We start from the raw sequence: 20,380 nt of genomic DNA on the forward strand, positions 1-20,380 counted from the left end.
ACGTTAACCGCTGAGCCGCTCCCGCGGCCGGGGATCGGTGTCCCGGGACGGATCCCGTACGAACCCTTCACATTCGGCCACGGGAGTGCTCCCCCGCCGCTCCGGCAGCCGCCGGACGGTGTCCGTCGCACCGTGGTGCGCTCCACGCCGGTCACGCGATACTGCGGGCCTCCGGCATCCACCCGTACCCCACGACGACGGAAGGCCCCCTCCTGTGATCTCTCCCCGTGTGCGCACCGGTGTGCTCGGTCTGGTCCTGCTGACCGCTCTGTCCGCCTCCACGACCGCGACCGCCGCCGGGCCGGCGGCCCCGGGGTCCGCCGCGCCGCCGACCGTCGAGGAGCTCCGCCTCGACGAGGCCGCGCCGCAGGAGATACTCCGCCGCTCCGGCTTCGACACGGTCGCGCCCGTCTTCGCCCGTGCCCTGGACGAGGCCCGCTCCTACGCCGGGGCCCGGCGGGTCGTGGAGCGGCAGGGGTCCGCGCTGTGGCGCAGGGCCGTGGACCGCGCGCAGGGCCGGGGCCCGGCGGGCGGTGACCTGAGCCGGGACGACGACCGGCCGCTGTACTGGGCGCGGCTCGGCATGACGCGTGAACTGCGCGGCTGGGAGCCCCGGTTCGGACTGGACGCGACACGGCGGGAGCGGCTGCTCGACACGCTGGAGCGGACCTCGCGCGGGCAGACCGCCGTCCTCTTCCACTCCCGGCTCCGCCCGGGCGGGGGGACCCCCGTCCCGCACCGCAAGGGGCTGAAGCGGGTGCTGGTGACCGGCTTCGACCCGTTCACGCTGGACCGGGACATCCGCATCTCCAACCCCTCGGGGGCCGTCGCGCTGGCCCTGGACGGCACGGTGATCGAGACGGCGAGCGGCCCGGCGCGCATCGAGACGGCCGTGTTCCCGGTGCGCTGGCGGGACTTCACCGAGGGCACGGTGGAGCGGGCGCTGCGGCCGCACCTGCCGGAGGTGGACCTGTTCACCACGGTGAGCCAGGGCCGGGCGGGCCGCATCGACGTCGAGCGCACCAACGGCGCCTGGCGGGGCGGCTTCGGCGACAACGAGAACACCGGGCGGCCCGGGACCGTCCCCGTGTCCGACCCGGCCTCGCAGCCGCAGTGGACGTCGACGACGCTGCCGTACGCGGCGATCGTCGCGGCGGACACCGGCCGGTTCCCGGTGTACGACAACACCGCCGTGACGGAGATCCCCGCGGGAGGGACCGCGCCGGTGCAGCGGCCGGACGGGCCGACGCCCGGCTCGACGGCGCGGGCCGGGGGCGGCGGCGACTACCTGTCCAACGAGATCGCCTACCGGGCGACGCTGCTGCGCGACCGGCTCGGGCTGCACGGCACACTGCCCGGCGGCCACGTGCACACCCCGGTGCTGGAGTTCGGGGCGGGCAACACCACGGAGGTGACCGACCCGCAGTTCGTGCGGAACCGGCTGGACATCGTCGCCCAGGTGCGCGCGATCGTGTCCGTCGCGGTCAGTGCGCCGGAGCGAGCGCGAGGCTGACGCCGAGGCCGGCCAGCGCGGTCCCGATCACCTTGTTGAGGACCCGCTGGCCGCGCAGCATCAGGCCGCGCATCCGGTCGTGGGAGAAGAACAGCGCGACGGCGGCGAACCACAGCAGGTGGGCCAGCGACATGAACAGGCCGTAGCCCGCCTGCCGGAGGACCGGCGTGCCGGGGCCGACGACCTGCGCGAACGTCGAGACGACGAAGAGCGTCGTCTTCGGATTGAGGACGTTGGTCAGGAACCCGGTGCGCAGCGCGGCGAGCGGGGTCAGGCCGGTGCGGTGCTCCAGGTCGACGGTGACCTCGGCGCGGGTGCGGAAGGTGCGCACGCCGATGTACACGAGGTAGGCCGCGCCGGTCAGTTTGACGACCGTGAAGAGGAAGGCCGAGGAGGCGATCAGCAGCCCCACGCCGAGCATGGTGTACGTGACGTGGACCAGGACCCCGGCGGCCACCCCGGCGGCGCCGAGCAGCCCGGTGCGGCGGCCGTGGAGGTAGCTGTTGCGGACCACCATGGCGAAGTCGGCGCCGGGGGCGATCACCGCGAGGACGGTGATCGCGGCGACGGCGAGGACCTCGGTCACGCGCCGACGCCCTCCTCCTCGGGCGCGCCGGCGGCGCCGCCCTCCCCGGTCTCCTCGCCGAGCAGCTCGCGCGCCATGAGGGTGGCCCCGGCGACCGCGCCGGGCATCAGGAACACCGCGACGAACGGCACGAGGAACGCCAGCGCGAGAGGGGTGCCGAAGCCCCACACGAGGGTCTTGCGGGACCGCAGCAGCGCCAGCCGCTCGCGCACCTCGACGCCGCGCCGCTGGAGGGCGACGGCGGTCAGCTCCTCGGTGAGGAAGAAGCCGGTGACGAAGAGGCCGATCACCGGGACGACGGTCTGCCCGGCCACCGGGACGAACCCGAGCGCGAACAGCAGCACCGCCCACACGGCGGCCCGTGCGACGATGCGGAGGCTGTCACGGGCGGAGATCCACAGCTCCCGCCACAGCGGCAGGTCCGACTCGGGCGCGGTGCCGTCGGGCGAGACGTCCCGGTCGACCGCCTCGGAGAGGCTCTCGTAGAAGGGCTGCCCGATGAGCAGGGTCACCGCGGTGAAGGTGAGCACGCACAGCAGCAGGCCGAGCGCGAACAGCACGACGGTGAGGAAGCCGCGGAACAGGCCCGTCCAGGGATCGGCCCAGTCGTCGGCGAACGGCGTCGCCCAGCCGACGAGGTCCGCGCCCCACAGGGCGAGGGCGACCAGGGCGGCCGCGTACAGCACCAGGGTGATCAGCCCGGGCAGCAGCCCGAAGCCGTACTGCCGGCCGTGCCGGCCGACCCACTTCTGGCCCTTCAGCAAGTACCGGAAACCCACCCCTAGATCGCGCATGGGAGGACTTTAGCGGGAGCCCGGACCAGCGACGGGCGTGGACCGCACCCCACGTCCAAGGATGCGGCCCACGCCGTGCGCAACGACGCCGGCCGGGCGGGCGTCACGGGCGGACCCGCCCTGTGTCACCGGGCGGGGGCGGCCTCGGCGGCCTCCCCCTCGTCCGCGGGGGCGCGGTGCGGGCCGTCCGGTCCGCGCAGGGCCACGTGGACCAGCAGGACGGCCATGACGGCGACGCCCGCCCACATGGCCTGCTGCCAGCCCTCCACGAAGGACTCCCGCGCGGCGCGCACCAGGTCCTGGGCGTGTCCGCCGGTGGCCGGAGCCGCCTCGACGGCGTTGGCGATGCCTTCCCGCGCGCTGTCCGCGGCCTCCCGGGGGACGCCGTCGAGCCGGTCGCCGACGGCGGCGCGGTACCCGGAGGCCACGAGCGCGCCGAGCAGCGCGACGCCGAGGGCCGTGCCGAACTCCCGGGTGATGTCGTTGAGGGCCGAGGCGACGCCCTGCCGGGCGCGGGGCAGGGCGGCGGTGATCGCCTCGGTGGAGGGCGTCATCGACAGGCCCATGCCCGCGCCCATGGCGAGCGTGCCGGGCAGCACGGACAGGTAGCCGCCGTCGGCGGAGACGAACAGGGCCATCAGCGCGAGGCCGAGGGCGGACAGGGCGATGCCCGCCGTCATGGTGGAGCGGACGCCGGTGACGGCGGCCGTTCGGGGGGCCAGTCCGGACGTCACCATCATGGTGACGGCCATGGGCATCATCGCCGCCGTGGCCAGCAGGCCCGACCAGCCCAGCACCGCCTGGAAGAAGGGGAACATCACGACGGCGACACCGGCCTGCACACCGAACACGGCGAGCAGCGTGAGGGAGCCGCCGGCCAGTCCGCGCTCGCGGAAGAGCCGTACGTCCAGCAGCGCCGCGTCGCGGCGGCGCAGCTCCCAGGCCACGAAGGCGACGGCGGCGGCCAGGCCGGCCGCGAGGCCGGTGAGCGTCACGGGGGCGGTCCAGCCGCGCTCGGGGCCTTCCTGGAGGACGAAGATCAGGCCGACGACGGCGACCGTGGACAGCAGCGCGCCTCCCGTGTCGAAGGAGGAGGAGGGCCGTTCGCGGGAGTCGGGCACCGACCGCACGGTCGCCACCAGCGCCACCGCCGCCAGGGCCACGGGCAGCGCGAACAGCCACCGCCAGTCCGCGACGTCCACGAGGAGCGCGGAGAGGAACATCCCGAGGATGCCGCCGCCCCCGGCGACCCCGGTCCACACGCCGATCGCCTTGCCGCGCTCCTCCTCGGGGAAGGTGGAGGTGATCACGGCCAGCGTGATCGGCATGATCATCGCGGCGCCGGCCCCGGCCGCCACCCGGGCGCCGATCATCACGGCGGCCGACGGCGCGAACGCGGCCGTGGCGCCGGCCGTGCCGAAGAGGACCAGCCCCGCGATCAGCACGGGCTTGCGGCCCAGCCGGTCGCCGACCGCGCCGAGCGGCAGCAGCAGGGCGGCCAGGGCGAGGGTGTAGACGTTGACGATCCACAGGACGGTCGTCTGGGAGGCGCCCCACTCGACGGCCATGTGGGTCTGGGCGACGTTCAGGCCGGACACCGACGCGACGACGGCCATCAGCGCGGTCGACACGGCGGTCAGGATCGCGCGCAGCTGTCGCGCGTCCGGTGCTCCGGCGCCGCTCGGTGGTGCGTCCGCCGCCCGGAAGGGCTGGTCGCTGCTCATGTTCTCCTCCGGAAAGGGGCATGCGGGATCAGCGCCGGGACGGGCCGGCCGCCGAAGAGGACGAAGCGGGGCGGTGGCCAGGCGGACCTTCGCCCCGCTCCCCTGCGACGCTAAGCCCTTGTTGCCGACGAGGCATAGGATGTTGCTCATGACGCAAGAAGACGGCGGTCTGGACGGCCTCGTACGCAAACGGATCCGTGCGCTGCGGGTCGCGCAGGGGTGGTCCCTGGAGGAGCTGGCGACCCGGGCCAGCCTCAGCCAGTCCTCGCTGAGCCGGATCGAGAACGGGCAGCGGAGGCTCGCCCTGGACCAGCTCGTCGTCCTCGCCCGGGCCCTGGACACCACCCTGGACCAGCTCGTGGAGAACGCCGACGAGGACGTCGTCGTCAGCCCGATGATCGACGGCGCCCACGGCCTGATGCGCTGGCCCGTGCAGGGCCACCCGGGGATGAGCGTGGTGCGTCAGCGGCTGACCGCTCCCCCGCCCGGCAACCCGGCCCGGATGCGCGCCCACCCGGGCCGCGAGTGGCTGGTCGTCCTGTCGGGCACCGCGGTCCTGCTGCTCGGCCACCGCCGGTACCGCGTGGAGACCCACCAGGCCGCCGAGTTCCCCACCATGACCCCGCACGCGATCGGGGCGGAGGGCGGACCGTGCGAGATCCTCGGCATCTTCGACCGCGACGCCCGCCGCGGCCACCAGCGGGACGCCGGCGGCCCCGCGGAGGACGGCGGTCCGCGGGGCGCGTAGGGGGCGCCGGGGAAGCGAGGGCGCCCGCATGCGGAAGGACCGCACCCGGCGGCACGGATCGTGCGGCCGGGTGCGGTCCGTGGCGGCTCCGGGAAGCCCCGTCGTCAGAGTTTGACGATCATCTTGCCCGTGTTGTCGCCGCGCAGGACGCCGAGGAAGGCCTCCAGGTTGTTCTCGATGCCCTCGACGACCGTCTCGCGGTACTTCAGCTCGCCCGAGCGGACCCAGGCGCCGACCTCCTCCACGAACCGCGGCTGCAGGTCGTAGTGGTCGCCGACGAGGAAGCCCTCGATGCGGCCGCGGGTCTGGATGAGGCGGGCGAGGTTCTTCGGGCCGGGGGCGGGCTCGGTGTTGTTGTAGACGGAGATCGCGCCGCAGACGGCGATGCGGCCGTCCCGGTTGAGGGAGCCGATGGCCGCCTCGAGGTGGTCGCCGCCCACGTTGTCGAAGTACACGTCGACGCCGTCGGGGGCGGCGGCGCGGAGCTGCTCGCTCACCGGGCCGTTCTTGTAGTTGAACGCGGCGTCGAAGCCGTACTCCTCGGTGAGGAGCTTGACCTTCTCGTCGGAGCCGGCGGAGCCGATCACCCGGGACGCGCCCTTGAGCTTGGCGATCTGGCCGACCTGGCTGCCGACGGCGCCGGCCGCGCCGGACACGAAGACGGAGTCGCCCTCCTTGAAGGACGCGGTGCGCAGCAGGCCCGCGTAGGCGGTGAGGCCGGTCATGCCCAGCACGCCCAGGTACGTGGACAGCGGTGCGGCCTGCGGGTCCACCTTGACGGCGGTCTTCGCGTCCACGACGGCGTACTCGCGCCAGCCGAGGAAGTGCAGCACGTGGTCGCCGGCGGAGATCCCCTCGGCGTTCGACGCGACGACCTCGCCGACGGCGCCGCCCTGCATGGCCTTGCCCAGCTCGTACGGGGCGACGTAGGACTTGGCGGCACTCATCCTGCCGCGCATGTACGGGTCGACGGACAGGTACTCGTTGCGCACCAGCACCTGGCCCTCGCCCGGGGTGCGGACCTCCGCCTCGACGAGCGCGAAGTCGTCCGGCTCGGGCCAGCCGACCGGCCGGCTCACCAGGTGCCATTCGCGGGCGGTGGCGGGGGGCGTGGGGGTGTCGGACATGAAGGCCCTTTCCTCGAATGCTTCAGTACCTGAAACAACCATGCTGCTGAATATTTCAGTATGTCAAGCACATGGGTACTCTGGTCGGCATGGCCACACCCCGATCCGCGCCCAGCCGTCCCGACGCTCTCACCCTGGAGGTCGTCGAGCTGATCGGCGCGGTCGTGGCGCGCTACCACGAGGAGTACGAGGAGGCCGCCGCCGGACACGCGCTGACCGGCGCGCAGGCGCGGCTGCTGAGCCTGCTGAGCCTGGAGCCGCTGCCCATGCGGAGGCTGGCGCAGCGGCTGAAGTGCGAGCCGTCGAACGTCACCGGCATCGTGGACCGGCTGGAGGCCCGCGGCCTGGCGGAGCGCCGCCCGGACCCGGCGGACCGCCGCGTGAAACTGGCGGCGGCGACCGAGGAGGGGCGCCAGGTGGCGCGCAGCCTCCAGGAGTCCCTCCGCTTCGCCCGCGAGCCGCTCGCGGGACTGTCGGAGGGCGAGCGGGTGGCGCTGCGGGACGCGTTGCGGCGGATGCTGGCGCCGGGGAGCGGCTAGCCGCTCCCCGGCGCCGGCACACTCCCGCCTGGGTGCCGCCGGGCGAGGTCCGTGAGCGGGCCCCGCCCGGGGCACACCCCCGGGCGCCGACCGGACACGGTCCGTCACGCACACCCGCCGGGACCGGCGGCCGGCCCCGGGGCACGGTGCGGCTGCACGGATCCGGCGGCTCACGCGACAGCCCGGCACGGGCCGCCCAGGACGCTCCAGCGGGCCCGCTCAGGGCACCGGCACGGGCAGGACGCGGACTCCCGCACGGCCCGTCGGGCTCGGGCGGAGCGGGCCGGGGGCGGGCCGCTCCGCCTCGCCGCCAGGCGGAGACGGGCGCCGCGGGCCGCCCGGGTTCCGCCCGGAACTCAGGTGCACCACCACAGGAACTTCTTACAGGTCTGCGACGGTTCGGGTTCCGGGTCCGGCTCCTCGGTGGTGGGGTCCGGGTCGGCGGGGGCGTCCGTCTCCGGCGGGTCCTGCGGGGGCTGCTGCGTCGTCGGGTCGCCGGTCGTGGGCGCCTCCGCGGGCGCGGACGACGTGGTCGCCTCCGCCGTCCCCTCCTCCGCCCCCTCCGGCTCCTTGTCCTCGGGGGCGGACGCGGAGGCCGAGGCGGAGGCCGAGGCCGAGGCGGAACCCGACGCCGCCGGGCCGGGAGACCTGCTCGGCACTCCCGCCCGCGGGACGGTCCCGCCCGCCGACGCGCTCGGCTCGACCTCGTCCGAGCCCCCGTCGACCGACTCCCCGCCCGCCACCGCCGGACGCGGCTTCGGAGCGGGCGCGTCCAGCCCCAGTTCGGCCAGGCTCAGTCCGCCGGCCGCGAGGACGAAGCCCGCGACGATCAGCAGGGTGCGGTTGCGCCGACGGCGGTGGGCCGCCGCCTTGCGGTCCCGGCGGCTCTGTCCGACACCGTCGTCCTCACCCTCCGGACTCTCCGGCCGCCCGCCCCGGCGCCGGTCCGCACGCCGTCCGCGGGGCACGGCGTCCGCGGCCGGCTCCTCGCCCGCGTCGGCGCCTTCGTCCCCGGGGCGGTCCCCGTCACCGTCGCCGTACGCGTCACCCGCGTCCGGGAGGACGGGGGCGCCGTCCGCGGGCGGGGTCCGCTGCCGGGCGTGCGGCGTCTCGGCGGGCGTGCCGCAACCGGGGCACGCCAGAGCGCCGTTGAGGTGCCGTCGGCACGGGTGACAAAAGTCCATGACGCGGGAAGGTTAGGTTCCGGCCCGGTCCGGTTCCTAGGGCTTGCTGTGAAGGTTTGGTACGGACCCTTACGCAATGGTTTCGAAACTGCCGAAACCGTTGTGCGCGCGACCCATTGACACCTCCGCCACGCCGTCCTTACTGTCTCGCCAGCATTTCGAACGTGTGACGAAATATCGAACGCGACGTATCGTCGCGTCCGATGCCAGTCCACCACCGCAGCGAGGGGCAACTGCCGTGCGCATCACCGGAATCAGCACACACGTGGTCGGAACGCCGTGGCGCAACCTGACGTACGTCCAGGTGCACACCGACGAGGGGCTCACCGGGGTCGGCGAGACCAGGATGCTCGGCCACACCGACGCCCTCCTGGGCTATCTGAAGGAGGCCGAGGCCAACCACGTCCTCGGCTCCGACCCGTTCGCCGTCGAGGATCTGGTCCGGCGGATGAAGTACGGCGACTACGGCCGCGCGGGCGAGATCGTGATGTCCGGGATCGCGGTCGTCGAGATGGCCTGCTGGGACATCAAGGGAAAGGCGCTGGGCGTCCCCGTCTGGCAGTTGCTGGGCGGCAAGGTCACCGACAAGGTGAAGGCGTACGCCAACGGCTGGTACACCACCGAGCGCACCCCGGAGGCGTACCACAAGGCGGCGCGCGCCGTGATGGAGCGCGGGTACCGGGCGCTGAAGATCGACCCCTTCGGCACGGGTCACTTCGAACTCGACCACCGGGAGACCTTGTACGCCGTCTCCCTGATCGAGGCGGTGCGGGACGCGATCGGTCCCGAGGCCGAGCTGATGCTGGAGATGCACGGCCGCTTCTCCCCCGCCACCGCCGTCCGCCTCGCGCACGAGCTCGCGCCGTTCAAGCCCGCGTGGCTGGAGGAGCCGGTGCCGCCGGAGAACCTCAAGGCGCTGGAGAAGGTCGCCGCGAAGGTCGGCATGCCGGTCGCGACCGGTGAGCGCATCCACGACCGCATCGAGTTCCGCGAGCTGTTCGAGAGCCAGGCGGCGGACATCCTGCAGCCGGACGTCGGGCACATCGGCGGCATCTGGGAGACCCGCAAGCTGGCGGCGACCGCCGAGACCCACTACATGCTGGTCGCCCCGCACAACGTCGGCGGTCCGGTGCTGACCGCCGCCTCCCTCCAGGTCGGTTTCACCACTCCGAACTTCAAGATCCTGGAGCACTTCAACGACTTCGCCGACGCGGAGATCAAGAAGGTGGTCAAGGGCGCACCCGTGGTGGACCCGGAGGACGGCTGCTTCCACCTGTCCGACGCGCCCGGACTCGGGGTCGAGCTGGACACCGACGCCGCCGCCGAGTTCCCGCAGCAGCAGGCCCGGTTCGACCTGTGGGCCGAGGGCTGGGAGCAGCGCAGGCCGAAGGGGACGGGACAGTGAGCACCGCCGTCGTCGTCGAGGCGCCCGGACAGCACCGGCTGGCCGCGCACACCCCGCGCCCGCCCGCCGCCGGAGAGGCGCTGGTGCGCGTCCACGCGGTCGGCATCTGCGGCAGCGACCGCGAGGTCTACCAGGGCAACAGACCCGAGGGATACGTCCGTTACCCGCTCACCCCCGGCCACGAGTGGTCCGGCACCGTCGCCGCCGTGGGCGACGGGGCGCCCGCGAGCCTGGTCGGACGCAAGGTGGTGGGCGAGGGCTTCCGCAACTGCCAGGTCTGCGACCGCTGTCACGCGGGCGAGACCACGCTGTGCACGGCCGGGTACGAGGAGACCGGGTTCACCCGGCCCGGCGCGATGGCCGCCACCCTCACCCTGCCGGCCCGGCTGCTGCACCCGCTGCCGGAGGACGCCGACCTGACCGCGGCCGCGCTGCTGGAGCCGGCCGCCTGCGTCGCCGCCGCCGCGCTGAAGGCGCGTGCGGTGCCCGGCGAGCGGGTCGCCGTGGTCGGCACCGGCACGCTGGGGATGTTCGCCGTGCAGTTCCTGCGCGCCGCCTCGCCCGCCGAACTGCTGGTGGTCGGGACCCGCCCGGACCGGGCCGAGCTGTCGCGGCGGTTCGGGGCGACCGCGTTCCGCACCAAGGACCAGCCGCTTCCGGACGACGTCGACGTGGTGATCGAGACGGCCGGGTCCGCCGACGCGGCCCGTACCGCCGCCGCGCTGCTGCGTCGCGGCGGCCGGCTGGTGCTCACCGGCATCCCGGCGCCGGGCGCCGACGGGCTGGACCCGACGGACCTGGTGGTGCGGCAGCTGGAGGTGCACACCGTGTTCGGCGCACCGCCGGACGCCTGGGCGCACACGGTGCGGATGTTCGCGGCCGGGCTGCTCGACCCGCTGCCGCTGGTGACCCACGAACTCCCGCTCGCCGAGTTCCCGGACGCCATCGAGCTGGTGGGGTCCGGCGATCCGAAGGTGGGCAAGGTCCTGCTGCGCCCCTGATCCGCGCCGGTACGAGGACGAGCCGACGGCCCTCGTGCCGGCGCCCCTCCCCCCTCCCCGTCGCCCTCGTGCCGGCGCTCCTCCCCGCCGCCTCGAGCCCCGCCCCGGCTTCCGTTCCGCCCCGGACCTCGGCCGGCCCGCGCCGCGGGCCGCGAACCTTGTCCGGCATATCGAACGAACAACAAAGGACACCCCGTGACCGACGCTTCCGCCACAGCGCCCCGCAGGCCCGGTGAGCAGGCGCTCACCGCGCTCGGCCTGGGCGCGCCCGCCCCCGACCCCGCCGACGCCTCGCCGCACTCCTTCCCCGGCGGCGGGCGCTGGCGCACCGAGATCCCCTCGTGCGAGGGACCCGAGGCGCTGACGGTGGTGCTGAAGGAGGCCTCCCGCCTCGACGTGCCGGTGCACCGGATCAGCCAGGGCAGCGGTGTGTGGATGCTGACCGACGCCGAGATCACCGAGATGGTCGAGGCGACCGCCGAACGGGACGTCGAGCTCTGCCTGTTCACCGGGCCGCGCGGCACCTGGGACATCGGCGGTTCCACCCGGACCGACTCGCGGGGCGCCGGGCTGCGCGCCCGCGGCCACGACGCGGTGGCCGGCTGTGTCGAGGACGCGGTGCGCGCCACCGAACTGGGCGTGAAGTGCCTGCTGGTGGCCGACGAGGGCGTGCTGTGGACGCTGCACCGGGCGCGGGCGGCGGGCATCCTGCCGGCGGACACCACGCTGAAGGTGTCGGCGCTGATCGGGCCGGTCAACCCGGCCTCGTTCGCGGTGCACGAGCGGCTGGGCGCGGACTCGGTCAACGTGCCGAGCGATCTGACGCTCGACCATCTCACCGAGATCCGGCGGGTGTCGGCGGCCCCGATGGACATGTACATCGAGGCGCCCGACGACCTGGGCGGTTACGTGCGGATGTACGAGGTGGCCGAGCTGATCCGGCGCGGCGCCCCGGTGTACCTGAAGTTCGGGCTGGCCAAGGCGCCCGGCATCTACCCGTACGGCCACCACCTGCGGGAGGTCGCGCTCGCCACGGCGAAGGAGCGGGTGCGGCGGGGCCGGCTGGCGCTGGACCTGCTGGCGCGGCACGGCGCCGGCGGCGGGATGGCGCCGCTCGGTTCGCGCCTGCCGGGCAAGCTGCGCCGGTTCGACATCTCGTCATAACGTTCCGGAAACGCAGCTTCACAGAAGAAGACACAGGCGCGCACAATCCAACACACCCGCTGTCAGGGTCCCCGCGCGTCCGGCCCTTCCGCACCCCTCGTCACCGCTTCGTACACGGCACCACCGACTCGAACCGAGTCGCCCGCTCCGCTCGACTCGTCCGACGATCAAGGAAGATCTCCATGCGTAACCGCAGAGCCGCATTCGCCGCGACGGCCACCGCCGTCACCCTCGCCCTCTCCCTGACCGCCTGCGGCCAGAACAGCGAGGGCGGCAGCCAGGAGGACAAGGGCAGCTCCGAGGGAGCCACCATCGGCATCGCGATGCCGACCAAGTCCTCCGAGCGCTGGATCGCCGACGGCGGCAACGTCGTCGAGAACCTGGAGTCCAAGGGCTACGAGACCAAGCTGGTGTTCGGCGAGGACGAGCCGGACCAGCAGGTCTCCCAGATCGAGAACATGATCACGCAGGGCGTGGACGCCCTGATCGTGGCGGCCATCGACAACAAGTCGCTGAACAACGTGCTCCAGCAGGCCGCCGACGCCGACATCCCGGTCATCTCCTACGACCGCCTCATCCTCGGCACCGAGAACGTCGACTACTACGCCTCCTTCGACAACGAGAAGGTCGGCGAGCTCCAGGGCACCTACATCGCCGAGCAGCTGGGCCTGGCGGACGGCAGCGAGAAGGGGCCGTTCAACATCGAGCTGTTCGCAGGCTCCAACGACGACAACAACACCCGCTACTTCTTCCAGGGCGCGATGAACGTCCTGCAGCCGTACATCGACAAGAAGCAGCTCGTCGTCCGGTCCGGCCAGACGGAGCTGACCCAGGTGACCACCCTGCGCTGGGACGGCGCCACCGCGCAGCGGCGCATGGACGACATCCTCACCAAGTCGTACAAGAGCGCCAAGGTCGACGCGGTGCTCTCCCCGTACGACGGCATCTCCATCGGCATCCTGTCGGCGCTGAAGTCGGACGGCTACGGCACCGCGAACAAGCCGCTGCCGGTCGTCACCGGCCAGGACGCCGAGGTCGCCTCGGTGAAGTCGATCATCGCCGGCGATCAGTCGATGACCGTCTACAAGGACACCCGCGAACTCGCCAAGGTGGCCGCCGACATGGTCGACGCGCTGCTCAACGACAAGAAGCCCGAGGTCAACGACACCAAGACGTACGACAACGGCGCGAAGGTGGTGCCGGCGTACCTGCTGGAGCCGGTCGCCGTGGACAAGGCGAACTACCGGGAGACCGTCGTCGACTCCGGCTACATCAAGGAAAGCGACCTCAAGTAACGGCCGGACCACACGGATTGGAAGGCACGACCATGGCGGGACCCGTCCTGGACATGCGCTCGATCGTCAAGACCTTTCCCGGCGTCAAGGCGCTGTCGGACGTCAACCTGACCGTCCGGCAGGGCGAGGTCCACGCCGTCTGCGGGGAGAACGGCGCCGGCAAGTCGACCCTGATGAAGGTGCTCTCCGGCGTCCATCCGCACGGCACCTACGAGGGCGAGATCCTCTTCGAGGGGGAGGTCTGCCGCTTCAAGGACATCCGGGCGAGCGAGCAGCGCGGCATCGTCATCATCCACCAGGAGCTGGCGCTGGTGCCGTTCCTCTCCCTCGCGGAGAACATCTTCCTCGGCAACGAACACGCCACCCGCGGGTTCATCGACTGGAACGAGACGCTGAGGCACGCCACCGAGGTGCTGCGCCGGGTGGGGCTCGACGACCACCCGGAGACCCGGGTCGCCGACATCGGCGTCGGCAAGCAGCAGCTCGTGGAGATCGCCAAGGCGCTGTCGAAGAAGGTGCGCCTGCTGATCCTCGACGAGCCGACCGCGGCGCTGAACGACGAGGACAGCGGCAAGCTCCTGGACCTGATCCTGGAGCTGAAGAAGCAGGGCATCACCTCGATCATCATCTCGCACAAGCTCAACGAGATCCGCCGGGTCGCCGACTCGGTGACCATCCTGCGCGACGGGCGGACCATCGAGACGCTCGACGTGAAGTCCCCGGAGACCACCGAGGACCGGATCATCAGCGGCATGGTCGGCCGGGACCTGGAGCACCGCTTCCCGGAGCGCACCCCGCACCGGCCGGAGGAGGGCACGGCGCCCGCCCTGGAGATCCGCGGCTGGACCGTGCACCACCCCATCGACCAGTCCCGCAAGGTGGTCGACGACGTGTCGCTGCACGTGCGGCGCGGGGAGATCGTCGGCATCGCCGGACTGATGGGCGCCGGCCGCACGGAGCTGGCGATGAGCGTCTTCGGGCGCAGCTACGGACGGTACGCGGGCGGCACGGTGCTCAAGGACGGCGAGGAGATCCGGACCCGGACCGTCGCCGAGGCGATCCGGCACGGCATCGCGTACGTCACCGAGGACCGCAAGCACTTCGGGCTCAACCTCATCGACACCATCAACCGGAACATCTCGCTGAGCGCACTGGGCAAGGTCTCCCGGGCCGGTGTGGTCGACGAGCACGAGGAGCGGAAGGTCGCCGAGTCCTTCCGCACCTCCATGAACATCAAGGCGCCGACCGTGTTCGAGCCGGTCAGCAAGCTCTCGGGCGGCAACCAGCAGAAGGTCGTCCTCAGCAAGTGGATCTTCACGGGTCCCGACGTGCTGATCCTGGACGAGCCCACCCGCGGCATCGACGTCGGCGCCAAGTACGAGATCTACACGGTCATCGACCGGCTGGCCGCCGAGGGCCGGGCGGTGGTCTTCATCTCCTCCGAGCTGCCGGAGTTGCTCGGCATGTGCGACCGCGTCTACACCATGGCCGCCGGACGGCTGACCGGGGAGTTCGCACGGTCCGAGGCCTCGCAGGAAGCGCTGATGCGCCAGATGACGAAGGACAAAGAGGTAACGCGATGAGCACGGATGTGACCGCCAAGACGCCGGCCCCGGCGCCGTCCGGCAAGGGCGGCGGGGCCGCGGACGGCGGACTGTGGGGGCTGGTCCTGAACGGCATGCGCCGCAACATGCGGCAGTACGGCATGCTCATCGCCCTGGGCCTGATCGTGACGCTGTTCGCGGTGTGGACCGACGGCGACCTGCTGCTGCCCCGCAACGTCTCCAACCTGGTGCTGCAGAACAGCCACATCCTGATCCTCGCGATCGGCATGATGATGGTGATCATCGCGGGCCACATCGACCTGTCGGTGGGATCGCTGACCGCGTTCGTCGGCGCGCTGGCCGCCGTGCTCATGGTCAAGAACGACATGCCCTGGCCGCTGGCCGTGCTGCTGTGCCTGGCCATCGGCGCGGTCGCCGGCGCCGTGCAGGGGTTCTTCATCGCGTACGGCGGCATACCGTCGTTCATCGTCACCCTGGCGGGCATGCTCATCTTCCGCGGGCTGACGGAGATCTTCCTGGAGGGCCAGACTCTCGGCCCGTTCCCGGAGGGCGAGCAGAAGATCGGCATGGGCTTCCTGCCGGAGGTCGGCCCGGAGACCAACTACCACAACCTCACCCTGCTGCTCGGTCTGGTGCTGATCGCGGCCGTGCTGCTCCAGGAGCTCCGTGACCGCCGCCGGCAGAAGTCCTTCTCGCTGGACGTGCTGCCGAGGAACCTGTTCCTGCTGAAGCTGGTCGCGGTCACCGCCGCGATCCTCACCGTCACCCTGCTGCTCGCCAGCTACAAGGGCGCCCCGATCGTGCTGCTCGTCCTGGGCGTGCTGGTGGTCGGTTACAGCTACGTGATGCGCAACTCCGTCTTCGGCCGCCACATCTACGCCATCGGCGGCAACCTGCCGGCGGCCAAGCTGTCCGGGGTGAAGGACAAGAAGGTCACCTTCTCCGTCTTCCTGAACATGGGCATGCTCGCGGCCCTGGCCGGTCTGGTGGTCGCCGCCCGGCTGAACGCGGCCTCGCCGAAGGCGGGCCTGAACTTCGAACTCGAGGCCATCGCCTCGGCGTTCATCGGCGGGGCCTCCATGAGCGGCGGTGTCGGCACCGTCCTCGGCGCCATCATCGGCGGCCTCGTCCTCGGCGTGCTGAACAACGGCATGAACCTCCTCAGCGTCGGCACCGACTGGCAGCAGGTCATCAAGGGCCTCGCCCTGCTGGCCGCGGTCGGCTTCGACGTGTGGAACAAGCGCAAGGTCGGTTCGTAAGTCAGCCGGGCCCCGCCGCACGGCGGGGCCCCTTCCCTTCAGGGAGCGGCACGGATGGAACTGAACAGACGCACGCTCATCGCGGGAACCGCCGCGGCCACGGTGGCCGCCACCACCCTGGGCGGGACGGCGCACGCCTCGTCCGGGGGCCGGGGGAAGCCGGTCCGGGAACTCTTCGGCAGGCTCGCCGACGGCACCCGGGTGGACCGCTGGACGCTGGAGAACGGCGGCATCCGCATGAAGGTCCTCTCCTACGGCGGCATCGTCCAGTCGCTGGAGGTCCCCGACCGGCGCGGCCGGCGCGCCAACGTCTCCCTCGGCCTCGCCACCCTGGAGGAGTACGTCGCCTCCAGCCCGTACTTCGGCGCCCTGATCGGCCGGTACGGCAACCGCATCGACAAGGGCGCCTTCACCCTCGACGGCACCCGGTACCAGCTCTCCGTCAACGACGGCGACAACAGCCTGCACGGCGGCGCGCAGGGCTTCGACAAGCGGGTCTGGGACGTCGAGCCGTTCACCCGCGGCTCCGACGTCGGCCTGCGCCTGTACCGCACCGCCGTCGACGGGGAGATGGGCTACCCGGGCACCCTGCGCACCAAGGTGACGTACACCCTCACCCGGAGCGGCGACTGGCGCGTCGGCTACGAGGCGGTCACCGACCGGCCGACGGTCGTCAACCTCACCAGCCACGTCTACTGGAACCTGGCCGGCGAGGGCAGCGGCAGCGTCCTGGACCACGAGCTGTCGATCGCCGCCTCCCGCTACACCCCGGTCGACGCGGGACTGATCCCCACGGGCGAACTGGCCGGGGTCGCCGGCACCCCGTTCGACTTCCGGCGGGCCAAGCCGGTCGGCCGGGACATCCGCACCGCCCACCGGCAACTGCTGTACGGGCAGGGCTTCGACCACAACTGGGTGCTGGACAAGGGCGTCACCACCCGCCCGGAGCACGTGGCGACCCTGCGCGACCCGTCCTCCGGCCGCACCCTGCGCATCGCGACGAACGAACCGGGCCTGCAGTTCTACTCCGGCAACTTCCTCGACGGCACCCTGACCGGCAGCGGCGGCCGGGTGTACCGGCAGGGCGACGGGCTGTGCCTGGAGACCCAGCACTTCCCGGACTCCCCGAACCAGCCGGCGTTCCCCTCGACCGTGCTGCGGCCGGGCGAGACGTACCGGACGACGACGGTGCACACCTTCGGCACGTGAGCCGCCGTCCGGTGTGAGCACGTCGGTGTGAGGACCTCGGTGTGAGCACGGTCACGGTCCGCCCTCACCTTTTCCTCACACGTGCTGAACGGCCCCCGGACCGGATCCGTAGTTCTGGGTGGCCCGTGCTCCCCCGCGCGGGCCACCCAGGCATGACGGGTCCGTCACGTCCCCGGCGGGTCCGCCGCACACGGAGGTTCCCTTGGCCGACAACGTCACCTCGTTGTTCCGCAGCACCGCGGCGCACAGCCCGTCGATGGCGGCGCTGACGAGGGAGAGCGACGGGGCCGGCCCGGTGGACTTCTGCGTTCCCTGCAACCCGTACTTCCCCACCCCCGCCATGTTCGAGGAGATGGCGGCCCGGCTGCGCGACATCATCACGTACTACCCGAGCAGCGCGGACACCATCACCGCCGAGCTGTGCGGCCTGCTGCGGCTGCCGCCGCAGTGCGTGGCGATGGGCAACGGCTCGACCGAGCTGATCACCTGGATCGACCACCTGCTGGTGCGCGAGTCGCTCGCCGTGCCGGTGCCGACCTTCGGCCGCTGGACCGACCAGCCGATGGAGACCGGCAAGCGGGTCGACATGTTCCCGCTCCAGGAGTCCAGCGGCTTCGCCCTGGACCTCGCGCAGTACGCCGACTTCATCCGCGCCCGCGGCACCCGGGTCGCCGTGATCTGCAACCCCAACAACCCCGACGGCGGCTTCCTGCACAGGCACGCGGTCGTGCAGTTCATGGACGCCATGGCCGACCTGGACCTGGTGGTGATCGACGAGTCCTTCCTGGAGTTCGCCGACGCGGAGAACGAGCCGAGCGTGGTGCAGGAGGCGATGCTGCGCCCCAACGTCATCGTGCTGCGCAGCCTCGGCAAGAACTTCGGCCTGCACGGCATCCGCTTCGGCTACCTGGTCGCCAACCCCGCCCTGGCGGGCCGGGTGCGTGCGATGCTGCCCAAGTGGAACCTCAACTCCTTGGCCGAGCACGTGGTGTTCATGCTGAAGGAGCACGGCGCCGAGTACGCGCAGAGCCTGCACCAGGTGCGCCGCGACCGGATGGACATGTCCGGCCGGCTCTCCTCGCTGCCCGGCCTCACGGTCTACCCCTCCCAGGGCAACTTCCTCTTCGTGCGCCTGCCCGTGGGCGCCGAGGGGACCGTCGTCCGCGACAGACTGCTCACCGAGCACCGCATCCTGGTGCGCGAGTGCGGCAACAAGATCGGCTCGTCCAGCCGCTTCCTGCGTCTCGTGGTGCGCCCCCAGGCCGACGTGCGTCGCCTGGTGACCGGCCTGGAACAGGTGCTCTACGGGACGACCAGGAGGGGAGCCGCCGTGCCCGGGCAGGCCACAGGGACCGGCTACAGCTCGGGCACGGCGGCGGTGGACCGCCTGGTGAGCGAGACCAACGGGGCCGGAACGCGCGGCCTCGCGCAGGCCGCCGGCGCCGGCATGCCGCTCCCCGCCGCCGCGTCCGCCCCTGCGGTGGGCGCGGGCGGCGGGATGCCGGCGCCGGCCGCGGCGGGGCCGCCCCAGCCGGAACCCCTGCCCGTGCCGCAGCCCGTGCCGCAACAGCTTCCGCGGCCGGCGCCGTTCCCGGAGCCGGCCGCGCAGCCCGCCCCGGCCGCCGCACCGCCCCTCGCCCCCGCGGCCGCGTTCCCGCCGCCCACGCCCGCGCCCACGCCCGCACCCGCGCCTCCGCCCATGCCCGCGCCCACGCCTGCTCCGACGCCGGCGCCCGCCCCGGCGCCCACCGGCCCCACCCCGCCCGGCGTGCCGGCGCGCGGCGGGCTGACGGCGGCTCAGGTGCGCGGCACCGACGGGCTGTCCATGGCCCCGGCGACGGGCTGGCCGGGGGCACAGAACTGGCCGGACGCGGCGGGGATGGGACAGACGGGCTGAGGCGCCGGCCGGCGGCTGTCTCCCCCTACTGCTCGGGCGAGGTCTCCGTCGGGGTCGGGCAGGGTGCGCCGAAGGCGGACGGGGAGGCCGTGGGCTCGGGCTCCGGGCCGGGAGCGGTCGGCTCCGGGGCACAGGGGTCCGAGCTGGTCGGGTCCGGTGAGGGCTCGGCGGTCCCGGTCGGGGACTCGACGGGCGGTTCCGAGGGCTCCTGGCTCGTCGGGGGATCCGTCGGAGTGCCGGTCGGGGACGTGCTGGGACCGGGCGACGCGGGCGGCGAGGCGTCCGGGGAGGACGGGGAAGGGCGCGGGGACGGTCCCGGACCGCCCGAGGGGCTGGGCTGCGGGCCTATGACGACGCCCCCGCCACCACCCCGGCCTCCGCCCCCGACCGGCCCGGTCGCCGGGGTGTCGCTGCCCGCGCCGGGGCTGCGGGGGACGACGCCCTTGCCGTCGGGCACGGCGTGGACCCCGTGGCTGTAGAACGCCAGCCAGTACCTGACCAGGCGCAGGTAGGCACGGGAGTGGTTGTAGCTCAGGACCGCCCGGTCCAGGTCCGCCGGGCGGCTCAGGTCCCGGTCGCCGGCGCACAGGTAGTGGCCGGCCGCCAGCGCCGCGTCGAAGATGTTGTTCGGGTCGGCGCGTCCGTCGCCGTTGCCGTCCGTGCCCCAGCTCGCCCAGGTGGACGGCAGGAACTGCATCGGGCCCACCGCCCGGTCGTAGACGGTGTCGCCGTCGTGGGCGCCGCCGTCCGTGTCCCGGATCAGCGCGAAACCGCGTCCGTCGAGGGCCGGCCCGGTGATGCGGCCGAGCGTCGTGCCGTTCCGGTCGACCGCGCCGCCGCGCGCCTGGCCGGACTCGACCTTGCCGATGGCGGCCAGCAGTTCCCAGGACAGCCGGCAGCCGGGGTCCGTCCCGGCGACCGAGGTCTCGGCGGCACGGTAGGCGCGCAGCACGGTGGCCGGGACGCCCGACTGGGCGTGGACCTCCCGGTGGAGCACCGGTGAGGCCGGGGCCGCCCGCGCGGTGCGGAGCGGCGGGAGTTCGGTGTGGTACGAGCCGTCACCCGGCGGCGCGAGTTCGGCGAACGGGTCGCCCGCGGCCTGCGGCGCCCCGCCGTCGCCCGCCGGTTCGGCCCGGGCCTCCAGGGCGTCCCCCACGAGGCCGGGTCCCTGGGAAGCGGTCAGGGCCGTCATGGCCGCCACGGCGAGCACGGTCGTGCGCAGTCCCCTGCGGGCCCGGCCGGAGCACCGGCGTCGGGATCGGCGTACGGACATGGGCGTCACTCCTGTCGGATCCGTCGGAGGGGCGGGTGGTGCGGAGGTGCAGGGAGTGCGGGTGGCGCGGGTGGTACGAGGTGGCGAGGGCGGACGG

General features: G+C 73.0%; 17 protein-coding genes. 11 read left to right on the forward strand and 6 right to left on the reverse strand.

Annotation, left to right across the window (positions count from 1 at the left end; genetic code table 11):
- Positions 1–214 precede the first annotated feature (214 nt).
- Entirely contained in the window at positions 215–1,513 is a 1,299-nt protein-coding gene (locus tag ACIQ8B_RS02300; RefSeq protein ID WP_403544641.1) for a pyroglutamyl peptidase, read from the forward strand.
- Here the strand turns inward: ACIQ8B_RS02300 and ACIQ8B_RS02305 are convergent.
- The 3 genes from ACIQ8B_RS02305 to ACIQ8B_RS02315 form a co-directional block, all read right to left on the reverse strand.
- A complete protein-coding gene (locus tag ACIQ8B_RS02305) occupies positions 1,485–2,099 on the reverse strand; it encodes a LysE family transporter (protein WP_290004632.1) in 615 nt (204 codons plus the stop codon). The genes ACIQ8B_RS02300 and ACIQ8B_RS02305 overlap by 29 nt on opposite strands.
- Positions 2,096–2,893, reverse strand: coding sequence for an EI24 domain-containing protein (locus tag ACIQ8B_RS02310; protein WP_403544644.1), 798 nt, complete (start codon positions 2,891–2,893; stop codon positions 2,096–2,098). Before ACIQ8B_RS02310 ends, ACIQ8B_RS02305 begins: the two co-directional genes overlap by 4 nt.
- Before the next feature lie 125 nt (positions 2,894–3,018).
- Positions 3,019–4,617, reverse strand: a complete 1,599-nt coding sequence (locus ACIQ8B_RS02315; RefSeq protein WP_403544646.1) for an MFS transporter — start codon at positions 4,615–4,617, stop codon at positions 3,019–3,021.
- A 148-nt stretch (positions 4,618–4,765) separates the two neighbouring features.
- On the opposite strand from ACIQ8B_RS02315, the gene ACIQ8B_RS02320 reads away from it, so the two are divergent.
- Positions 4,766–5,365 (forward strand): helix-turn-helix domain-containing protein, encoded by a 600-nt coding sequence (locus ACIQ8B_RS02320; RefSeq protein ID WP_403544648.1) that lies wholly within the window; start codon positions 4,766–4,768, stop codon positions 5,363–5,365.
- Positions 5,366–5,469: 104 nt separating this feature from the next.
- Here ACIQ8B_RS02320 and ACIQ8B_RS02325 read toward each other — a convergent pair whose 3' ends face one another.
- Complete coding sequence (locus ACIQ8B_RS02325; RefSeq protein WP_403544650.1) at positions 5,470–6,492, reverse strand: NADP-dependent oxidoreductase; 1,023 nt, start codon at positions 6,490–6,492, stop codon at positions 5,470–5,472.
- Positions 6,493–6,581: 89 nt separating this feature from the next.
- On the opposite strand from ACIQ8B_RS02325, the gene ACIQ8B_RS02330 reads away from it, so the two are divergent.
- Positions 6,582–7,031 (forward strand): MarR family winged helix-turn-helix transcriptional regulator, encoded by a 450-nt coding sequence (locus ACIQ8B_RS02330; protein ID WP_403544652.1) that lies wholly within the window; start codon positions 6,582–6,584, stop codon positions 7,029–7,031.
- Positions 7,032–7,387: 356 nt separating this feature from the next.
- Here the strand turns inward: ACIQ8B_RS02330 and ACIQ8B_RS02335 are convergent, their stop codons facing one another.
- On the reverse strand, positions 7,388–8,215 hold the full coding sequence (locus tag ACIQ8B_RS02335; RefSeq protein WP_403544654.1) for a hypothetical protein: 828 nt from the start codon (positions 8,213–8,215) through the stop codon (positions 7,388–7,390).
- 238 nt (positions 8,216–8,453) lie between these two features.
- Here ACIQ8B_RS02335 and ACIQ8B_RS02340 point away from each other — a divergent pair, with 238 nt between their 5' ends.
- The 8 genes from ACIQ8B_RS02340 to ACIQ8B_RS02375 all read left to right on the forward strand — a co-directional run bounded on the left by ACIQ8B_RS02340 (position 8,454) and on the right by ACIQ8B_RS02375 (position 19,010).
- Complete coding sequence (locus ACIQ8B_RS02340) at positions 8,454–9,620, forward strand: mandelate racemase/muconate lactonizing enzyme family protein (protein WP_106414379.1); 1,167 nt, start codon at positions 8,454–8,456, stop codon at positions 9,618–9,620.
- Complete coding sequence (locus tag ACIQ8B_RS02345) at positions 9,617–10,621, forward strand: zinc-binding dehydrogenase (protein ID WP_403544656.1); 1,005 nt, start codon at positions 9,617–9,619, stop codon at positions 10,619–10,621. Before ACIQ8B_RS02340 ends, ACIQ8B_RS02345 begins: the two co-directional genes overlap by 4 nt.
- Before the next feature lie 195 nt (positions 10,622–10,816).
- Positions 10,817–11,785, forward strand: coding sequence for a hypothetical protein (locus ACIQ8B_RS02350; RefSeq protein ID WP_365414468.1), 969 nt, complete (start codon positions 10,817–10,819; stop codon positions 11,783–11,785).
- Positions 11,786–11,967: 182 nt separating this feature from the next.
- On the forward strand, positions 11,968–13,080 hold the full coding sequence (gene chvE, locus ACIQ8B_RS02355; RefSeq protein ID WP_403544659.1) for a multiple monosaccharide ABC transporter substrate-binding protein: 1,113 nt from the start codon (positions 11,968–11,970) through the stop codon (positions 13,078–13,080).
- 32 nt (positions 13,081–13,112) lie between these two features.
- Complete coding sequence (mmsA, locus tag ACIQ8B_RS02360) at positions 13,113–14,663, forward strand: multiple monosaccharide ABC transporter ATP-binding protein (RefSeq protein ID WP_403544661.1); 1,551 nt, start codon at positions 13,113–13,115, stop codon at positions 14,661–14,663.
- Positions 14,660–15,904, forward strand: a complete 1,245-nt coding sequence (gene mmsB, locus ACIQ8B_RS02365; RefSeq protein ID WP_106414375.1) for a multiple monosaccharide ABC transporter permease — start codon at positions 14,660–14,662, stop codon at positions 15,902–15,904. The genes mmsA and mmsB overlap by 4 nt, the downstream gene beginning before the upstream one ends.
- Positions 15,905–15,958: 54 nt before the next feature.
- The gene (locus ACIQ8B_RS02370; RefSeq protein ID WP_403544663.1) at positions 15,959–17,113 is read left to right on the forward strand and encodes an aldose epimerase family protein; all 1,155 of its coding nucleotides are present in this window, start codon (positions 15,959–15,961) and stop codon (positions 17,111–17,113) included.
- Between the two features lie 202 nt (positions 17,114–17,315).
- Complete coding sequence (locus ACIQ8B_RS02375) at positions 17,316–19,010, forward strand: pyridoxal phosphate-dependent aminotransferase (protein WP_403544665.1); 1,695 nt, start codon at positions 17,316–17,318, stop codon at positions 19,008–19,010.
- 25 nt (positions 19,011–19,035) lie between these two features.
- Here ACIQ8B_RS02375 and ACIQ8B_RS02380 read toward each other — a convergent pair whose 3' ends face one another.
- A complete protein-coding gene (locus ACIQ8B_RS02380) occupies positions 19,036–20,283 on the reverse strand; it encodes a lytic murein transglycosylase (protein WP_403544667.1) in 1,248 nt (415 codons plus the stop codon).
- Between the last annotated feature and the right edge of the window lie 97 nt (positions 20,284–20,380).

The organism is Streptomyces sp. NPDC096105 (genome assembly GCF_044763335.1).
Classification (GTDB): Bacteria; Actinomycetota; Actinomycetes; order Streptomycetales; family Streptomycetaceae; genus Streptomyces.

Coding starts and splice junctions, on each gene's coding strand:
- ACIQ8B_RS02330 (WP_403544652.1), top strand. CDS start 6,582: ATGGCCACACCCCGATCCGCGCCCAGCCGTCCCGACGCTCTCACCCTG.
- mmsA (WP_403544661.1), top strand. CDS start 13,113: ATGGCGGGACCCGTCCTGGACATGCGCTCGATCGTCAAGACCTTTCCC.
- ACIQ8B_RS02370 (WP_403544663.1), top strand. CDS start 15,959: ATGGAACTGAACAGACGCACGCTCATCGCGGGAACCGCCGCGGCCACG.
- mmsB (WP_106414375.1), top strand. CDS start 14,660: ATGAGCACGGATGTGACCGCCAAGACGCCGGCCCCGGCGCCGTCCGGC.
- ACIQ8B_RS02325 (WP_403544650.1), bottom strand. CDS start 6,492: ATGTCCGACACCCCCACGCCCCCCGCCACCGCCCGCGAATGGCACCTG.
- chvE (WP_403544659.1), top strand. CDS start 11,968: ATGCGTAACCGCAGAGCCGCATTCGCCGCGACGGCCACCGCCGTCACC.
- ACIQ8B_RS02380 (WP_403544667.1), bottom strand. CDS start 20,283: ATGTCCGTACGCCGATCCCGACGCCGGTGCTCCGGCCGGGCCCGCAGG.
- ACIQ8B_RS02315 (WP_403544646.1), bottom strand. CDS start 4,617: ATGAGCAGCGACCAGCCCTTCCGGGCGGCGGACGCACCACCGAGCGGC.
- ACIQ8B_RS02320 (WP_403544648.1), top strand. CDS start 4,766: ATGACGCAAGAAGACGGCGGTCTGGACGGCCTCGTACGCAAACGGATC.
- ACIQ8B_RS02335 (WP_403544654.1), bottom strand. CDS start 8,215: ATGGACTTTTGTCACCCGTGCCGACGGCACCTCAACGGCGCTCTGGCG.
- ACIQ8B_RS02310 (WP_403544644.1), bottom strand. CDS start 2,893: ATGCGCGATCTAGGGGTGGGTTTCCGGTACTTGCTGAAGGGCCAGAAG.